Source organism: Acidobacteriota bacterium, assembly GCA_030697165.1.
Lineage (GTDB): Bacteria > Acidobacteriota > Vicinamibacteria > Vicinamibacterales > UBA2999 > 12-FULL-67-14b.
Window position 1 is genome coordinate 98,604 of the sequence record JAUYQQ010000016.1, and the last position, 18,347, is coordinate 116,950.

Consider the following 18,347-nt stretch of genomic DNA (forward strand, 5'->3'; position numbering starts at 1 on the left):
ATTCTAAGCGCTAGACCGTGGCCTTGAGGCGCCTGACTTCGTCGGGTGTGAGATCGCGCCACTGTCCAGGTTTGAGGCGGCCAAGGCCGATCGGCCCCATTTGGACCCGGCGCAGGTCGCGCACCGGCAGGCCCACGGCACGGCACATCTTCCGAATCTGGCGGTTACGGCCTTCACGCAGCGTGATGGTGAGCAGCGTGGTCGGCTTGTGGCCTGTCACCGTGGTGCCGGCGCGGACGTCGGCCGGCGAGGTCCGGCGGCCGTCGATGAAGACGCCTTTACGGAGTTTCTCCATCGCTTTCGGGTCGGGCACGCCGAGCACGATCACTTCGTAAACCTTGTCGACTTCATGACGGGGGTGCGTGAGACGCGCGGCCAGGTCGCCGTCGGTCATCATCAGCAGCAGGCCTTCGGAGTCGTAGTCGAGGCGGCCGACGGGGTAGATGTAGGCGCCTTCGCCAATCAGGTCCATCACCGTCTGCCGGCCCTCGGGGTCGCTGCGCGTCGTCACATAGCCTTTCGGCTTGTAGAGGACGAGGTAGCGGTCTTTCACATCGAGCTTGATGCGGCGGCCATCGACCTTGATGGCGTCCTTCGACGGGTCGGCCTTGGTGCCGAGCGCGCGCACGGTGTCGCCGTTCACCGTGACCCGGCCCTCGAGGATCATCTGCTCCGACGCGCGGCGCGACGCCACGCCGGCGGTCGAGAGGATCTTCTGAAGGCGGACGCCGGGCCCCGTGTCTTTGCTCACCGGTTCATTATCTCCCGCCAGAAACGCATGAGCCGCCAAACTTCGGTCAGGGTGGGGGTGCGGTTCACCTCGGCATGCGTGATGAGGCCGCTCAACAAGCCCGTGACCTCGACCTTGCCTGTCAAGTACTCCGCCAGCAGCACGGTTTCCATCGACGGAATGACGTTGTCGTCGACCCCGTGCAGCAGCAGGACCGGCGCCAGCGGCGGCGCCGCCCGCTCGGCCGACAACGCGGGCATGGCCGGGTGGTCCTTGAGCGCATCGGCCACGGGCAGCAGGATCGGCCCCAGCTTGTCGACGGCGCGGTTGTTCACGTGCGTCATCAAGGTCCGCGACGGTTCAGGCAGGGTCTCGGCGTAGGCCGTCATCTCGTCGAACACCTTGCGCGCGGCGGCCTGGTCGGTCATGGCCAGCGACGAAGCCAGCAGGAAACCATCGATGCCGCGGCTGAGCGCGGCGACCTGATCGGCCGGCACTACCCGGTCCGCGAGGCTGAGCAGGACGACCGCGACGCCGTAATCGTGCGGCGGATGCACGCCGACGTGCGCGGCGCCACCGACCGCCGAACTCTGCTTGGCCCGTTCCAGATCGCCCAGGACTTCGCCCGAGCACAGGTAGTGCATCACCCGCGCGAGGTCACCATGGCCGCCGAACGACAACACGAACGCCACCTTGTCGCGAATCGAGTCGCGGCCCGCGGCCACGATCGACAGGCCGCCAGAGAAGCTGATGCCCAGCAGGCCGACCTTGCCGTCGGGCGCGTACTGCGGCTGCTGGCTGGCCCAGAGGACCGCGTCTTCGATGACGTCGGTGACCTGCGGCGTAATCTTGAACTGCTGCAGGTCGGGCGCGGCAATAGTGAGCACGCCGAACCCGGTCGCCGCGAGGTCTTCGGCCAGCCCGATTAACCGCGCCTCGTCGATGCCGTCGCGATGAACCCCCGGCATCAACAGCACCGTGCGGCGCGCCCCACCGGAAGGACGGTAGAAGCGGGCCGGCACGTCGCCGGTGCGCGTCGGCACCGCGAAGACCGCCTCACGCGTGACCGCGGCGGCCCGCCACGCCGCCACCGTGGCCGGCGCGCCGGGCAGGTCGGCGGCGCGAACGATGAAGCTGATCGCGTCGAGATAGGGGAGCGCCAGCCAGCCGCCCACGGCCAGCACCAAGAGGACAATCGCCGCCTTGCTGCGGCGCGAGAGGAGCACGGCGGAATGGTACACTGGACAGCAGTTGGTTCGCACGGAGGTTCAATCACGAGGTTCGACCACGGTTGTTCCATCACGGAGGTTCGGAAACCTCGAACCTTCGTTTGAACCCTCGTGTTTGAACCCTCGTGTTTGAAGGAGTCCCTACATGCGTAATGTGATTTCGATGGTCGCTGGCGCCGCCTTTGTGGCGGCACTGGTGATGCCGGTGTTTGCCGCCGACATGACCGTGAAGGGCGAGGTCGTGGATATTGCGTGCGCGACCGACAAGAAGGACGCCGGCAAGGGCGAGGCCCACGCCGCGTGCGCCATGTCGTGCGCCAAGCGCGGCGAGCCCGTCGGCGTGCTGACCGCCGATGCCATCTACACCGTGATCGGCGACTACGCCGCCAACAAGAACGCCAAGCTGCTGGATTTCGTCGCCAAGAAGGTGATCGTCACCGGCGAGGTGACCGAGAAGGACGGCGTCAAGTCGATCAACGTCAAGTCGATCAAGCTGGCGAATTAACCGTCCAGCCTCGAACCTCGATCAAGCGGGCTCGCCGACTGGCGGGCCCGTTTCTGTGTACGAGGCAAGGTATACTCCGACCGCTGGAGGACACCATGATCAAGCGCGTGGCGGTCGGCTTGGCGTTATTGGGCGCGGTCGCGATCGGTCAGGCGACGACCACTGGCCAGACGCCCACATCGGTCACGCTGGCACTGACCGGCGATTCGATCATCATGCAGCGGCTGTCGCCCTACGTTGAACCCGAGTTCACCGGGCTGATGGATCTGGTCCGCGGGGCGGACGCTGCGTTCACCAACCTCGAGACGCTGTTCCACGACTACGAGGCGCCGCCGGCCCACGAAAGCGGCGGTACCTGGATGCGGACGGATCCGCCCATCCTCAAGGAATTGGTGTGGGCCGGTTTCGACCTCGTGTCGCGCGCCAACAACCACGCCGGCGACTTCGGCCCGCTCGGCTCGCAGATCACGAGTCGCTACGTGCGCGAGGCCGGGCTCGTCGAGGCCGGCGTCGGCAACAGCCTGGCCGAAGCGCGCGAGGCGAAGTTCCTGGAGACGCCCCGCGCCCGCATTGCCCTGATCTCGGCCGCCTCGACGTTCACGCCCTCATCACGAGCAGGAAATACCCGGGGCGACATGCCTGCGAGGCCAGGCTTGAGTCCGTTGCGATTCACAACCACGTACGTCGTGACGCCGGACCGGCTCGCTGACCTGAAGCGCGTCGCCTCGGAGCTGTCAGGCCAGCCGCCGCCCGAGGGTGACACGCTGAACTTCGGCGGGCGGCGGTACGTGTCTGGCGACACGCCAGGCCAGCGCACCGAACCGAACCAGCAGGACGTCGACGAGATCGCTCGCGTCGTGCGGAGCGCCGCCGCGCTCGCCGACATCGTGATCGTGTCGCTACATTGCCACGAGAGCGGCGCCAACCGGTCGCTACCGGCCGACTTTATTCCCGTGTTCGCCCACGCGGTGATCGACGCCGGGGCCGATGTCTTCGTGGGCCACGGTCCTCATGTGCTGCGCGGCGTCGAGATCTACAAGGGCAAGCCGATTCTCTACAGCCTGTCGAACTTCATCTTCCAGAACGAAACGCTGTTGCGAATGCCCGCCGACAGCTACGAGCAATACGCCCTGGACGCCGCCGCGCAGCCGGCAGAGTACCTCGACGCGCGCTATGACAAGGACCGGCGGAGTTTTCCCGCCGACCCCGAGTTCTGGGACTCCGTGCTGGCCACGACCAAGTGGGAGGGGAGCAAGTTCGTGGAACTGCAGCTCCACCCGATCACGCTGGGCTACAAGACCTCGCGCGCGGACCGCGGCCGGCCGAAGCTGGCGTCGGGTGCCGACGCCACGAGGATCCTCGAGATGATGACAACGCGCTCAAAGGCGTTTGGCACGACGGTTGTGATGAAGAACGGCATCGGGATCGTGACCCCGTAAATCATTAGGCCGCTACGGCTCGCACCGCAAACAACCCATTTCACCGCTAATTCCGCGTAAAAGCCGAGACTCACGCGAGCCAACTCGACGAAGTCGAGAGGGACCCAAAGGGACCCTTGACACGGGTTGTGGATAGGCTCAGACTCGCGACTCAAGACTGAACCATAGTCGTAATTACCAACCACTAGACAGTTCGTCGATAGCTGAGGTGACGCATCGAACGGGTTGGGATCGTTTGGGTCATCTAGGGACGTTCCGTCAACTCACGGACATAGATTTGGGCGATTGCGCCCTTTCCGAAAGGGAACTTCGATGAAGAAGCGCCTTATATGTTCTTTGGTCCTTGCCACGCTGGTCGCCAGCCAAGTCACTGCGACGGGACAAGCGCAGGGCAAAGCCGACCAGTTCTATGCGTCGTCCGAGCGGTTCGGCTACACCGGCACCGTCTCGGTGTACGAGACGTGGGCAGACGCCAACAGCGGAACGAATCCGCGCTGCACCGAGACCGTGTGGCCCCAGCGCGACGGTACTATCTTTGCCGTAAGGAACGTGCCGGATTACTACGCCGACTACAATCTTATTCTGACGCACTGGTATGCCGCCGGCAGTCCAAGCAATACCAATAACGGGTTTTTTCAACTCTATGACGATAATGCCGACGCTTGGCAGAACCAGAAGGCCTCGTGGAGCCGTGACCGTGACACGTTCACGGTCAGTGCCAAGGGCCGCAACGCTGTGTACGGCCCCCCCGGGGACTATGCGGACTATGCTCGATTGTGGAACGCTTGCGCCCCTGCAGGGAGTGGCAACGCGACGAAGGGCACGTTCTTGCGGTACGAGTATGAATTCACCGCACTGGGCTTAAACGGTGTAGAGGACTCGGCCGGATTCATCACCAACACGACCAACGCGTCGGACTATCGCGGACATTTCCGAGGGATCTTCCGAAACGACAGTAACCTGTACCCAGGGTCGAATGGCTACTACGTGTTCGACATCGAGTTCAACAACATCAGTTGGGCGGTCGACAACGGACTCGCCTGGGTCGACGAGTTTGGCGGGAGGCGGCAGACCGGGAAGTAGGCCCGCGCCGGCGGCACCACGATACGCTAAAGAGTCCCGGTTCCCGATGGGAGCCGGGATTCTTTTTTGGGCCTTATAAGGAACGTCCCCTCAACTCACGGACATTGAAGAAGGTAAGCCTACTTGCCGATCGGCCGCGTCCGCAGCCGACACCTGTCTTTAATCACGATGAGCGCTCCGGATTCCAACTGCAACTGACACTCGGGGAAGGGGATGAAGCAGTCTGCGGGCCTAGCTCTTTACCTCTTGAACTCCTGTTCACAAAAAAGGCCCCGTGCCGAATACGACAACAGGGCCTCTCGGTGAACGTTGTTGTTTTTTACAGGGCCTTCAGCAGGGCCGCCACCTTGTTGGTGGCCTCCCACGTCAGGTCGTTGTCGTTCTTGCCGAAGTGGCCGTAGTTGGTGGTCTTCGAGAAAATCGGCCGCCGCAGGCTGAGTTGCTCGATGATCTCGGCCGGCTGGAAGTTGAACACCTTGTTGATCGCGCGGATGATCTTCACGTCCGACACGGTGCCGGTGCCGAACGTCTCGACGTGCACGCTCACCGGATCGGGGTGACCAATCGCGTACGCGAACTGGACCTCGCACTTCGCGGCCAGCTTGGCCGCGACCACGTTCTTGGCGATCCAGCGGCCCATGTACGCCGCGCTGCGATCGACCTTGGTCGCATCCTTGCCCGAGAACGCGCCGCCGCCGTGACGGCCCATGCCGCCGTAGGTGTCGACGATGATCTTGCGGCCGGTAAGGCCGGTATCGCCCTGGGGACCGCCGACGACGAAGCGGCCGGTGGGGTTGATCAGGAACTCCGTGGCACTGGTCAGCATTTTCGCCGGCAGTACCTTCCTGATCACTTCCTCGATGCAGAACTTCTCGATGTCCCGGTGCTCGGCATCCGCCGCGTGCTGCGTCGAGATGACCACGTTCGAAATGCCGACCGGCTTGCCGTTGTCGTAAATCACCGAGACCTGCGACTTGGCGTCGGGCCGCAGCCACGGGCACTTGCCGGACTTGCGAATCTTCGTCAACTCGCGGCCCAGGCGGTGCGCGTACATGATCGGCGCCGGCATCAGCTCGGGTGTTTCGTTGCTGGCGTAGCCGAACATCAGGCCCTGGTCGCCGGCGCCCTGCTTCGCGGTCTTCTTGCCCTTCGCCTTGCGGGCGTCAACGCCCTGGGCGATGTCGGGCGACTGCTGCGTCACCAGCACGTTCACAAACACCTTGTCGGCGTGGAACACGTCATCGTCATTGACGTAGCCGATGCCACGAATCGCGTCGCGCGCGATCTTGACGTAGTCGAGCTTGGCCTTGGTCGTGATCTCGCCGCCGATCACGACGACGTTCGACTTGACGAAGGTCTCGCAGGCGACGCGGCTGAACTTGTCCTGCGCGAGGCACGCATCAAGCACCGCGTCGGAAATCGTGTCGGCGACCTTGTCGGGATGGCCTTCACCGACCGATTCCGACGAGAAGATGTATCGATTACCCAAGTTCACACTCCCAATAAAAAAGCCCGCGATCAGTCGCGGGCCTGCCTCGCGACTTAGATAGCGCTGCGCCTATACGCAACGGAGCTTACGAGGTCGCGCCGGAAGCGCGACCAAGCTCATAGTGCGGCCCACCAAGTCGGAGAAATCGCCGCACCAACGACCCTTCAGTATCGCCTTCGGGCCGAACCGCTGTCAAATGACCGCGATTTCAAAAGGAGTTTAGGAGTTCAAGAGAACTAGATCTCAATTCCTGTTCTTCTGAACTCCTGATCTCCTGTTACTTCTTGTTGCTCTCGACGTACGACAGCGCAAACTTCTCGAGCGCCGGGTTGCCCAGGCCGATCAACCGGGCCTCGGCCGTGGCCTTCTCGACCGGCCAGCCGTCCTGCAGCGCGCGCTTCGCGAGCCAGACGGCGCCGACGCGCGTGGCCGACGCGCAGTGGACGTAGGCCGGCTGGTTCGACTTGTCGGCAATCGCCGCCAGGAACTGATCGAACACCTTGGCATCGGGCTGTTGGCCGTTGAAGGGAATGTTGATGTACTTCAGTCCGACCTGCTTCGCGCGCGCCGCGTTCTCCTCGATGTTGGCGCCCTTCTCCGTCGGCATCCGCAGGTTGATCACGGCCTTGAAGCCGTCCTTGGCCAGGCCCTCGAGCGCCGCGGTTTCGGTGGCGCCGCCGCAGGCGACCACCGCGTCGACCTTGGTGAAGTTGACGATGCCGGCTCGTTCCTGTTTCGTCTGAGCCGCAAGGGTGGCAACGCCCAGGGCGAGAATGAGGGCGGTGGTAAGTGAACGCATGATAATCAGCCTCCAGGCCCAATCATACGACGGGACGCTAACGCGCGAGAGCGTTGGCGATCGCGATCCCGAGCCGCTCGGCCACCGGCGGATCGAAGTTCGACAGTACGATCACCACCCATTCGCCGCGCGCCTCCAGCACGGCATTAGTACCCGGTGCCCCGCCGGCAATGCCCAGCCCGGGCTCCGACCCCGGAAAGCGGCCGGCCCGGACCGCCTTCGCATAGGTCAACAGATCGAGCGCCGTGGAGTAGCCGCCGCCCGCCGCGCTGCCGGTGACACCGTGCAGCGCGAGGTTGCTGCGGAGCGCGCCATCGCCCCCACGCCGCGTATAGCCCAGCGCGATGTCGTCGGCCGGGCGATCGCTGCGCGGGTACCCGGTGCTCGTCATCTCGGCCCAGTTGAAGATGTGGTCGGCGACGTACTTCTCGTAGGGCATGGCCGAGACCCTGGAGACGATTTCGCCGAGCGCGATGTAGCAGCCGTTGCAGTACTGATTGCGCTCGCCAGGCGCGAAATTGGGTGGCAGGCTGCCGACGAACGCGAAGTAGTCGGCGTTCGACCCGAAGCGATCCTTGGCCGTCTTGTTGAACTCGGGCCCGAAGAAGTCGGCGAGACCGCCCCGATGAGTGAGCAGTTGCTCGACGGTCGCGGCGCGGCTGGTGGCCTGCGGGTAGTCTGGGAAGAACTTGCCGAGCGTGTCAGTGAGCGAGAGCTTGCCCTCGCGTATTAACTGGCGGATCGCGACCTGCGTAAACTCCTTGTTGATCGACCCGATGTTGAAGCGCGTGTGAATCGTGTTCGGGATCTTCCTCTCGCGATTGGCCAGGCCGAAGGCGCCGGTAAACACTGGCACCCCGTTGCGCGCCACCAGCGCCACGCCCGAGAACACATCGTCGGCGGCCAGCTTCCTGAAATAGCCATCGAGGCGCCGGTCGAGCTCGTCGCTCGTGAGCGTGCGGTCGACGGGCGGTGCTGGCACGGCGTCGGCGCCTGCGCCGCCGCGCTCGCCGGCCTCGACGCCAAAGCTGGTGATGCGAGGCGGCGAACTGTCGTCGATGCTGAGAATGAACACCCCGTTGCCGTGGCTGCCCTTGACGTTCACCTGCAGCGGTGCGTCTGGTCCCTCGCGGTTCACCCGCTCGATGGCGATGGCGCCGAAGTCTTTGGCGAGCATCGCGTACATCTGCGCCCGTTGCTGGGGCGTGGACTTCTCGGCCAGCGCCGGCGCGAAGCGCGCCTGCACGAACGCCTCCCAGGTGTCAGCGCTGCCGCTGTTCATGGCCTGCGTGAAGGCGTCGAACAGCGCCCGGATCTCCGGCGGCGGTCCCGTCCGCACCTGGCCGGCGAAGGCATGGCCGGCCACGATGGTGAAGACGAGCAGCAGCGAGCGCAGCGGGTGGCGTAACACCATGTCCAAGTTCTACACCGGGTCAAGGCCGCAAGCAGGTTAAGAATTTGTAAGGTCGGGGTTATCGTAGTACCCACATGCCTGCCACCTGCCCGCTCCTGATCCTGATTGCGCTCCTCGTCGCGTCGCCGGTGGCGGCGCAGCCACCTCAGCCGGCCGCACCGCTGCTGCCTGGGCAGAGCAACGACCCCTTTCCCGAGCCGATCGAGCAGACGGCCGGCGTGATCAGGGTCAACGCGCGCGAGTTTGCCTCGCTGCCAGACATTGACGGCGTAGCCGCTCGGATGATGAATCTCGTGGACGAGCCCGCGACGCGGCGGATGTTCGTCAACGACATGCGCGGGCCGATCTATAGCATCAGCTACGACGGCAAGGTCGCCGTCTACCTCGACATCAACGCGCCGGCGTGGGGCGTGGCCGTGCAGTTCGGCGGGCGCGAGCGCGGGTTCCAGAGCTTCACCTTCCACCCGCAGTTCGGCCAGCCAGGCACGCCCGGCTTCGGCAAGTTCTACGCCTACACCGACACCTCCAACCAGGCGCCGTCGCCGGACTTCACGACCCGCCACACCGCCACCACGCACGATACGGTGCTGCTGGAGTGGACCGCGAAGACGCCCGGCGCACCGGCCTACGACGGCGGCCCCCCGCGCGAGATGATGCGCTTCCGCCAGCCCTATGCCAACCACAACGCCGGTCACCTGGCGTTCAACCCGCTGGCCAGGCCCGGCACACCCGAGTTCGGGTTGCTCTACGTCGGCGTGGCCGACGGCGGCAGCGGCGGCGATCCGTTGCGCCTGTCGCAAGACCTGGGTTCTGCGTTCGGCAAGATCTTTCGCATCGATCCGCTCGGCACCAGCAGCGCCAACAAGAAGTACGGCATTCCGGCCGATAACCCGTTTGTGTCCCGCGCCGGCGCGCTTGGCGAGACCTACGCCTACGGCACCAGGAACCCGCAGCGGTTCGCATGGGATTCGCAAACCGGAGCCCTCTACGTCGCCGACATCGGCCAGAACATCGTCGAGGAAGTGAGCCCGGTTACTGCCGGCGCCAACCTGGGCTGGAACGACTGGGAGGGGAGCTTCCGGTTCATCAGCCGGCAGGCCGTGAGCATCGAGAAGCCGCGGAGCGATCCGGCCATGACCTATCCCGTGGCCGAGTGGGACCAGAACGACAAGTTGATGCAGAACCAGTCGGCCGCCAGCGGTTTGATGGTGTATCGCGGCAAGGAACTGCCGCAACTGGCCAACCTGCTGATCTTCACCGACATGCCGAGCGGCGAGATCTTTTACGTCAGCGCCGATCGCCTGCCCGACGGCGGCCAGGCATCGATTCGCCGCATTCTGATCAACGCGGACGGCACGGCGAAGACGGCGCTGCAGGTGATCCAGGAGAAGAATGCCGCCCAGGGCAAGAAGCCGTCCACCCGCGCGGACTTGCGCATCAGCGAAGGCAACGGTGGCCGGGTGTTCCTGCTGAACAAGGGCGACGGGACGATTCGCGTCCTGGCGCCCTGAATAGTCAGCTCGCGCGCTATTCCTTCTGCACCGTCACCGTGACCGGCGCCTGCATGCGCACCGTGACGGTGGTGCCGGCCGTCAGCGTCGCCGGGTTGCGGTCGTTGCTCATCGCCGCCGCCGTGCCGGCGCCCGCGCCGACGGCGCCGCCGATGGCCGCGCCGCGCCCTCCGCCCAGAATCGCGCCGAGAATCGCGCCGCCGACTGCGGCACCGCCGACCTTGGCCGCGCTTTCGCCGCCAGGTGACTGACCTTCACGAATAACCGGATCGCTCTTGAGCGCCAGCTGCGTGCCGTCGGCCAACACGATCGTGTGGAAACGGATCGCGAGGCGTGCCGTGCCCTTCACGCGTCCGCCCTTGTCGACCTCGGTGACCGACCCACGCACCGTCGAGCCGGCGGGGATGGCCACCCGGTTCTCCACGCGCACGTCGCGCGTCACGCGCGCTTCGACCTTGTCTTCCACGCGGGCCAGTTCGCTCGACACGGTCCGCTCGATCTGCAGGCCGAGCACCGCGTCCGACGGCACGGTGACGTCAACGAATTCGGGTACGGGTGGTGGTGGCGGAGCAGGCGGCTCGGGCTCGGGATACTCCGGCGCCGATGCCTGCACGGTTGGACGCGACTCCCACATCGTACCGCCAGACGCAGTGGGAGCCACAGGAGGTGCCGGCGACTCAGGCGTCTGCCCTGAGCGAGCGGTGAGGCCCGCATCGCGGGTCTCGCCGGGAGTCGATGGGCGTCGAGTGGGTGCCGGCGAGGCCGGACGCGTCGACGCGGCCGAGGCGCGGGTCGGCTTGTCGGGGGCCTGGGCGATCTCCTGCATGCGACGGGTGGGGGTGCTCGGCGCCGTCGCGGCCGGTGTCGATGGTTCCGGCGCAATGACCCCTTCCGACTCGGTCACGGGAGCGCCTGGTGTGGTCGCGCCAGCAGGTTCAACCGGCGCGCCCGCAGCACCTGAGGCACCGTAGGCACCCAAGGCACCCGAGGCACCTGAAGTTTGATTCTGCCGGACCGCGAGGTACGACCCGCCGGCTGCCGCCGCCAGGCACCCAATCGACAATCCCGCGAAGACCAGCTTGTTGAACTCCATAACCGTTCCCCTGAAGTAAGAAGTGAGAAGTCTAACTTCTCCTGAGCAAGGGCCATGCCGGGCTGAAGTGGGCGGAAGCCCGCATTCTACGCCTGTTTTTATGAGTTTACGTTTGCCACCGGTGTCCTAATCCGTGGAACGTGTCCCCGGCGTTGTATCCTCGACGTGCGTCCGGGTCCTTCTTGTCCAAATCCATTCTCTCCATCGTTTCGCCCTCGAGCGCAACCCGGCTTGCCCAGGCGCGGGCGAGCCTTGATGCCGTCACGCCGCCGATCCTGATCGTCGGCGCCAGCCGCGGCGCGGCCGACGAGTTTGCGCTGGCGCTGGCGGCCGATCGCGGCGCGACGTTCGGCGTCACGCGGGTCGGCCTGACGGAGCTCGTGGCCAAGCTGGCGGTGCCGGCCCTGGCGCGACAGGGCCTCACCCCGAGTGCTCCGCTCAGTGACGAGGCGGTGGCCGCCCGGGTTGCGGACGATTTGCTGAAACGCCAGCAGCTTGGCTACTTCGCGCCCGTGGCCCACATGCCCGGATTCCCGCGCGCGCTCAGCCGGACGCTCGGCGAGTTGCGCATGGCCGGACTCGATTCGGAGCGGTTGGTCGGCCACCCGGCCAATGACGACCTGTCCCAACTGCTCGAGCGAGCCATCGAGGAGCGCGGCAAGGCCGGCGCCATCGACTACGCCACGATGCTCGAGACGGCCACCGCCGAGCTGACCTCGCACCGCGAGTTGCTCGCGGACAAGACCGTGTTGCTGCTGGATGTCGCGATTCACTCGCAAGCGGAGGCAGTGTTTGTCAGAGCGGTGATTGGCGCCGCGAAGACCGTGATGATCACCGCGCCGTCGGGCGATCGGCGAACACTCGACGAACTCGGCATTGATTCGTCGGCGCCGCTGCAAGGCGCCCGTGCCCTGCAGCGCCTGCAGCGCCACTTGTTCGCCGACGAGACACCGCCGGCCGGCCAGGAAGACGACTCGGTGATCCTGTTTTCGGCGCCCGGTGAAGGGCGCGAATCGATCGAGATTGCCCGGCGCCTGTTGCAGGAAGCCGCCCGTGGCACGGCGTTCGACGAGATGGCGATTTTGCTGCGCGCGCCGGGCACCTATCTGAGCGTGCTCGAGCACGCGCTCGATCGCGCGGGCATTCCCGCCTGGTTTCACCGTGGCACCAGGCGGCCCGATCCCGCCGGCCGCGCCATGCTCGCCCTGCTCGCGTGCGCGGACGAGGAGCTATCGGCGCGAAGGTTTGCCGAATACGTCTCGCTCGGCCAGGTGCCGCTGAACGATGCTGGCAATGCCGATCAGTGGTCGCCGCCGGCCGACGAGCTGGTCGAAGCGCTGTTGCCGCCGGCCGACCGGGCCGAAGACACCCAACCCGACGAGGAGGCGCGCGCGCAGGTCGCGCGCGGCGAGTCCACCTACGACCTGGCCGGCACGCTGCGCGCGCCGTGGCGGTGGGAAGACCTGATCGTCGAAGCGGCGGTAATCGGCAAGTTCGATCGCTGGCAGCGGCGCCTCGCCGGGCTCGAGCACGAATACGATCGCCGCGTCCGTGAGGCCGGCTCCGAGGACCCAGATGCCTCGCGCGTGCGCGCGCTCGTCCGCGATCGCGAGCAGTTGCGCGCCTTGCGGTCGTTTGCGGAGCCGATTCTCGCCGAGATGGCCGAGTGGCTCCCCTCGCAGTCCTGGGGTGCGTGGCTGTCGGCCATCAAGCGGCTGGCGCCACGGGTGCTCGCCAAACCCGAGCGCGTGGTCAGGGTGCTGCGCGAGCTCGCGCCGCTGTCGGCGGTCGGGCCGGTCAGCCTGCGGGAAGTGCGCGACGTGCTGACGCCGCGCCTGTCGTCGCTGACCCACGAGCCGCCGCGCCGCCGGCACGGCCGCGTGTTCGTCGGCACGCCGAGTGCGGCCCGCGGCCGCTCGTTCAAGGTCGTGTTCGTACCGGGGCTGGCGGAGCGGATGTTTCCCCAGCGCATTCGCGAAGATTCGCTGTTGCCCGATCGCCGGCGGGAGGCCACCGATTCGGCGCTCGCGACCCAGGCGCGGCGGGCGGCCGACGAGCGCCTCCAGCTGTCGCTGGCGGTCGGCGCCGCGGCCGAGCGGCTGTACGTGTCGTTCCCGCGAATCGAGTTGAACGAGTCTCGCCCGCGGGTGCCGTCGTTCTACGTGCTCGACATCGCGCGCGCGATCGAAGGTCATATTCCGCCGGCGCAGATCATCGCCGCGCGGGCGTTGCAGGCCGGCGGTTCCGCCCTGGCCCGTCCCGCGCCGGTCGACCCCACGACCGCGATCGACGACTTCGAGCACGACCTGTCGATGCTGGCCGCGCTGCTCGGCACCAAGTCGGCCGCCGCGAAGGGCCGCGCCCGGTACCTCTACGAACTCAGCCCCGAGCTGCAGCGATCGCTCACGTCACGTTGGCTGCGGCATCACCGGAAGCAGTGGGAGCCCGCCGACGGAATTGTCCGATCGGCCGAGTCGACCCGCGACGCGCTGGCGGCACAGCGGCTGGCCGCGCGCCCCTACTCGCTGACCGCGCTACAGCGTTACTCGGCCTGTCCCTACCAGTTCCTGATGGCCGCGGTCTATCGCCTGGCCCCGCTCGACACGCCCGCGCCGCTGCAGAAGATGGATCCGCTGACGCGCGGCGACCTGTTTCACCAGATGCAGGCCGCGGCACTCCGCCGGCTGCAGGCCGAGGGCCTATTACCGCTGTCGGACGGCAACCTGCCGGCCGCGCAACAGTGGTTAACGAAAGCGATTCGCGAAGTGCACGACCGCGAGTACGACCGGCTCAATCCGGCGATCGACCGCGTCTGGCGCGACGAGGTCGCGTTGATGACGCAGGACCTGCACACCTGGCTCGAGAAGCTGGCGGACGAGGGCGTGCACTGGACGCCGGAGCGGTTCGAGTTCAGCTTCGGCCTGCCCGACATGGACGGGCGCGACCCGCACAGCGTGGCCGAGCCGGCGCTCGTCGATGGCCGCTTCAAGTTGCGTGGCTCGATGGACATGATTGAGCGTCACCGCACGACCGGCTTCCTGCGCGTCACCGATCACAAGACCGGCAAGAACCGCACCCGCTCCGGCCAGACCGTCGTCGATGGCGGGAAGGTGCTGCAGCCGGTGATCTACGGCCTTGCGCTGAAGGCGCTCTTCCCGGAAGAAACGGTGTTCTCGGGCCGGCTGTTCTTCTGCACCACGGCGGGCGGGTTCCAGCCGTACGAGATCCCGTTGATGGGTGATGCGCCGAAGCGGGGTCTCGAGGTGCTCGAAATCGTCGATCGCGCGATCGAGCACGGCGCGCTCGCAGCGCGCCCAGCCCACGAGGCGTGCAAATGGTGTGATTTCCAGGTGGTGTGCGGGCGCGGCGAAGAGCAGCGTACCCGACGCAAGGACGCGAAGTTGTTCAGCGACCTCGACGCGCTGAGGAAGATCCCATGACGGGAGGCAAGAAGGCCGTCCAGGAGAACCGACAGCTCATTGCCCGCGAGCTCGACCAGACGCTGATCGTCGAGGCCGCCGCCGGCACCGGCAAGACCACCGAACTCGTCGGTCGCATCGTCGCGCTGATCGAGCATCAGCGGGCGACCATCGGCCAGATCGTCGCCGTGACGTTCAGCGAGAAGGCGGCCGGCGAATTGAAGCTCCGGTTGCGCGAAGAGCTGGAACGCGCCCGCGCGCGGACTTCGCCCGAGACCGACACCGGGCAGCGCCTCGATGCCGCCGTGCACGACTTCGAAGAAGCCCACGTCACCACCATTCACGGCTTCTGCGCCGAGCTGCTGCGCGAGCGGCCGGTCGAGGCGCGGGTCGATCCGGCGTTCACGGTGTTGGCCGACGCGCAGGCCGAGCGCCTGTTCGAAGAGGCGTTCACGGCCTGGCTGCACGAGCAGCTGGGCAATGCCGAGGAGGGTGTCCGCCGGTCGCTGCGGCGGCCCGTCAGGTGGCGGTTTGACGATGACAGCGAGGACGGCCCGATTGAGCGTTTGCGGGTGGCGGCGCGCAGCCTGCGCGAGTGGCGCGACTACTCGGCGCCGTGGCGCCGGCCGTCGTACGACCGCCTGGCAGCGATCAAGCTGCTGACCGGAAAGCTGCGCGGGTTTGCCGAGATGGCTGGCAAGCCGATCAAGCGGGACGACAAATTCTCGGCGTCCGTGGGTGTGGCCCTCACCACGAGCCAGGACATCGAGCGCCAGCGCCGGCGGGTTGGCGACATGGTGCCGGAGGGAACCTGGGATGGCTGGGAGGCGGCGCTCGTCGCGCTGGCGGACCATCGCGACTTCCTGCATCCGAAGAAGGGCACCGGCGCGGCGTTTGCGATTGGCGTGACCCGCGAGCAGGCACTGGCGGCGCACGCCGAGCTCGTGCGCGACCTGCAGGCGTTTCGCGACCTGGCCGATGCCGACCTCGCGGCCCTGCTGCACGAGGAGATGCGCGATTGCCTGCGGCGTTATGAGGAGCGCAAGCAGGAGGCCGGCGCCCTCGACTTTCTCGACTTGCTGATCAAGGCGCGCGACCTGGTGTGCGACAACGCCGAGGTGTGCCGCGAGTTCCGCGAGCGCTTCCGCGTGATCCTGGTCGATGAGTTCCAGGACACCGACTCGCTGCAGGCGGAGTTGCTGCTGCGTCTCGCCGGCGACGATCGGGGCGTACTCCGTCCCGGCGCGTTGTTCATTGTTGGCGACCCCAAGCAATCGATCTATCGTTTCCGCCGCGCCGACGTCGGCGCCTATCGCCGCATTGCCAGCGGCCTGGCCACTAGTGGCGCCATGGCCGTGACGCTGCAGACATCCTTTCGCAGCGTGCCCGCGATCCAGCATTTCGTAAACGCCGCGTTCCAGCCCGAGATGGATGGCGACGAGGACTCGCTGCAAGCCGACTACGTGCCGCTGCTGCGTCACCGGGAAGATACCCCCGAGCAGCCGGCGATCGTCGCGCTGCCGGTGCCGCGCCCGTACGGCCGGCAGATGTACGGACCGCCGCAAGTGACCCAGACGGCCCTCAACCAATCGCAGCCGCCGGCGATTGCGGCGTTCCTGGGCTGGCTGCTGTCACCGGAATGCACATGGACGGTTGGGGCTGGTGGGGCGGGTGGGGCAGGTGAGCAGCGCCGACGGATCGTGGCCAGCGATGTCTGCCTGCTGTTCAGGCGATTCCTTCATTTCGGCAAAGACATTACCCGCGAGTACGTCGAGGCCCTCGAAGGCGCGGGCATTCCCCACCTGCTGGTCGGCGGCAAGACCTTTCACGAGCGCGAGGAGGTGGATGCCATTCGGACCGCCTTGACCGCCGTCGAGTGGCCCGAGGACGAACTGTCGGTGTATGCGTCGCTGCATGGCCCGTTGTTCGCGATCGGTGAGGAAGAGCTGCTCGAGTACCACTCAATCGCGCGCGCCTTTCATCCGTACCGCGTGCCGAAGGAGCTGTCGGAGCGGTTGCAGCCGGTGGCGAAGGCGCTGACCACGCTGCGGGAACTGCATGCCGCGCGCAACCACCGGCCGGTGGCCGACACCATTGGCCGGCTGATTGCGATCACGCGTGCGCATGCGGGGTTCATCCTGTGGCGCGGCGGTGAGCAGGTGCTGGCCAATGTCCTGCACATCTCGGATCTGGCACGTCGTTACGAAGCGGAGGGCGGTCTGTCGTTCCGTGGCTTCGTCGATACGTTGCACGATGCCTCTGGCCGGGCCGACTCACCCGAGGCGCCGATCCTCGAAGAGGGTAGCGACGGCGTGCGCATGATGACCGTGCACAAGGCCAAGGGCCTCGAGTTTCCGGTGGTCGTGCTGGCCGACATCGCCTGCAAGCTGAGCCTCGAGGACGCCTCGCGCTATCTCGATCCGGCGAACAAGCTGTGTGCCATGCGCATTGGCGGCTGGTCGCCGGTTGAGCTGCTGGAACACAACGACCAGGAGGCGAAGCGCGATGAAGCCGAAGGGATCCGGCTGGCCTATGTGGCGGCCACCCGCGCGCGCGACGTGCTGATCGTGCCCGCCGTTGGTGACGGGCCGTACCACAAGGGATGGCTGCGCCCGCTCAATCGCGCGCTCTATCCGCCGCGCGACCAGTGGCAATCGCCGTCGCCCGCCCGCGGCGTCCCGTTGTTCAAGGGGAAACAGACGATCATGGCCGATGCCCGCGCCGACGGGCAGCCGGTTGACGATACCGTGCGCCCGGGCACCTACCAGCTCACCGACGAGTCCGGCCAAAGCTATTCGGTCGTGTGGTGGGACCCGCTGCTGCTGGAAGGCTCGGGCGACGTGGCGCTTGGGCTGCGTCGCGACGATCTGATCTCGAAGGATGCGAACCCCCTGGACGTCGCCGCCGACCGCGCGCGCTACGACGAATGGAAGGCGCAGCGTGCCCTGGTGCAGGCGCAAGGATCAGCGCCGTCGATGATCGTCACGACGCCGACGCAATTGAAGGAGTCGGGCGATGACGGGCGCCCAGTGTCGGCGGTCGCGGTTGAGGATGCGTCGGTGCGCTCGCCACGTCCTTCGGGCAAGCGCTTTGGCACGCTGGTCCACGCGCTGCTGGCGTCGGTTCCGCTATCCGCCAACGCCGGCGAAGTTGAAGAGCTTGCCGCCCTGCACGCTAAGCTGCTCGGCGCCACCGGCGAAGAACAGGCAGCGGCACGCGTCATGGTGGTCAACGCCCTCAAGCATCCGCGCCTGGCAGACGCGCGCGCGGCCGAGGCCGCCGGCCGGCGCGTGTGGCGCGAAGTGCCCATGGCGCTGCGGACCGATGACGGCACTGGAACGCCGCAGATCGTGGACGGCCAGATCGACCTGGCCTACGAAACCGATGCCGGCTGGATGGTGATCGACTTCAAGACCGACATCGAGATCGCCACGGCCGAGGACGCGTACGTCCGCCAGGTGTCGATCTACCTGGACGCGGTCACCCGCGCCACGGGACAGCCGGCGACCGGCCTGATTCTCAAGATCTGAAATAGGCGGGGCGGCACTCCGCGACGGGGCGACACTTCCTGACGGGGGCGTTGCCACCTGACGGGGCTGCCCCCGTCCCGTAGTGCGTCCCCGTCACGGAGTGTCC

12 protein-coding genes are annotated in these 18,347 nt (G+C 66.6%); 6 read left to right on the forward strand and 6 right to left on the reverse strand.

What is annotated here, in order from left to right; translation table 11 throughout:
- Positions 1–10: 10 nt before the first annotated feature.
- Positions 11–751, reverse strand: a complete 741-nt coding sequence (locus Q8T13_16575; protein ID MDP3719378.1) for a pseudouridine synthase — start codon at positions 749–751, stop codon at positions 11–13.
- The gene (locus Q8T13_16580; protein ID MDP3719379.1) at positions 748–1,956 is read right to left on the reverse strand and encodes a hypothetical protein; all 1,209 of its coding nucleotides are present in this window, start codon (positions 1,954–1,956) and stop codon (positions 748–750) included. Before Q8T13_16580 ends, Q8T13_16575 begins: the two co-directional genes overlap by 4 nt.
- A gap of 148 nt (positions 1,957–2,104) precedes the next feature.
- On the opposite strand from Q8T13_16580, the gene Q8T13_16585 reads away from it, so the two are divergent.
- From Q8T13_16585 to Q8T13_16595, 3 genes are all read left to right on the forward strand, one after another.
- On the forward strand, positions 2,105–2,464 hold the full coding sequence (locus tag Q8T13_16585) for a hypothetical protein (GenBank protein ID MDP3719380.1): 360 nt from the start codon (positions 2,105–2,107) through the stop codon (positions 2,462–2,464).
- Positions 2,465–2,559: 95 nt separating this feature from the next.
- The gene (locus tag Q8T13_16590; GenBank protein ID MDP3719381.1) at positions 2,560–3,903 is read left to right on the forward strand and encodes a CapA family protein; all 1,344 of its coding nucleotides are present in this window, start codon (positions 2,560–2,562) and stop codon (positions 3,901–3,903) included.
- A 312-nt stretch (positions 3,904–4,215) separates the two neighbouring features.
- Positions 4,216–4,986, forward strand: a complete 771-nt coding sequence (locus Q8T13_16595; protein MDP3719382.1) for a hypothetical protein — start codon at positions 4,216–4,218, stop codon at positions 4,984–4,986.
- A gap of 319 nt (positions 4,987–5,305) precedes the next feature.
- On the opposite strand, the gene metK is transcribed toward Q8T13_16595, so the two are convergent.
- From metK to Q8T13_16610, 3 genes are all read right to left on the reverse strand, one after another.
- Entirely contained in the window at positions 5,306–6,475 is a 1,170-nt protein-coding gene (metK, locus tag Q8T13_16600; protein ID MDP3719383.1) for a methionine adenosyltransferase, read from the reverse strand.
- A 277-nt stretch (positions 6,476–6,752) separates the two neighbouring features.
- Positions 6,753–7,274 (reverse strand): sulfur transferase domain-containing protein, encoded by a 522-nt coding sequence (locus tag Q8T13_16605; protein ID MDP3719384.1) that lies wholly within the window; start codon positions 7,272–7,274, stop codon positions 6,753–6,755.
- Between the two features lie 37 nt (positions 7,275–7,311).
- Positions 7,312–8,688: a serine hydrolase domain-containing protein gene (locus Q8T13_16610; GenBank protein ID MDP3719385.1), complete on the reverse strand. Its 1,377-nt coding sequence runs from the start codon at positions 8,686–8,688 to the stop codon at positions 7,312–7,314.
- Between the two features lie 74 nt (positions 8,689–8,762).
- Between Q8T13_16610 and Q8T13_16615 the strand changes: the two genes are divergently transcribed.
- On the forward strand, positions 8,763–10,199 hold the full coding sequence (locus Q8T13_16615) for a PQQ-dependent sugar dehydrogenase (GenBank protein MDP3719386.1): 1,437 nt from the start codon (positions 8,763–8,765) through the stop codon (positions 10,197–10,199).
- Positions 10,200–10,215: 16 nt separating this feature from the next.
- Here the strand turns inward: Q8T13_16615 and Q8T13_16620 are convergent, their stop codons facing one another.
- On the reverse strand, positions 10,216–11,292 hold the full coding sequence (locus Q8T13_16620) for a hypothetical protein (GenBank protein ID MDP3719387.1): 1,077 nt from the start codon (positions 11,290–11,292) through the stop codon (positions 10,216–10,218).
- A gap of 182 nt (positions 11,293–11,474) precedes the next feature.
- On the opposite strand from Q8T13_16620, the gene Q8T13_16625 reads away from it, so the two are divergent.
- Together Q8T13_16625 and Q8T13_16630 are read left to right on the forward strand one after the other, a co-directional pair.
- The gene (locus Q8T13_16625) at positions 11,475–14,732 is read left to right on the forward strand and encodes an exodeoxyribonuclease V subunit gamma (GenBank protein ID MDP3719388.1); all 3,258 of its coding nucleotides are present in this window, start codon (positions 11,475–11,477) and stop codon (positions 14,730–14,732) included.
- A complete protein-coding gene (locus tag Q8T13_16630; GenBank protein ID MDP3719389.1) occupies positions 14,729–18,241 on the forward strand; it encodes a UvrD-helicase domain-containing protein in 3,513 nt (1,170 codons plus the stop codon). Before Q8T13_16625 ends, Q8T13_16630 begins: the two co-directional genes overlap by 4 nt.
- Positions 18,242–18,347 lie beyond the last annotated feature (106 nt).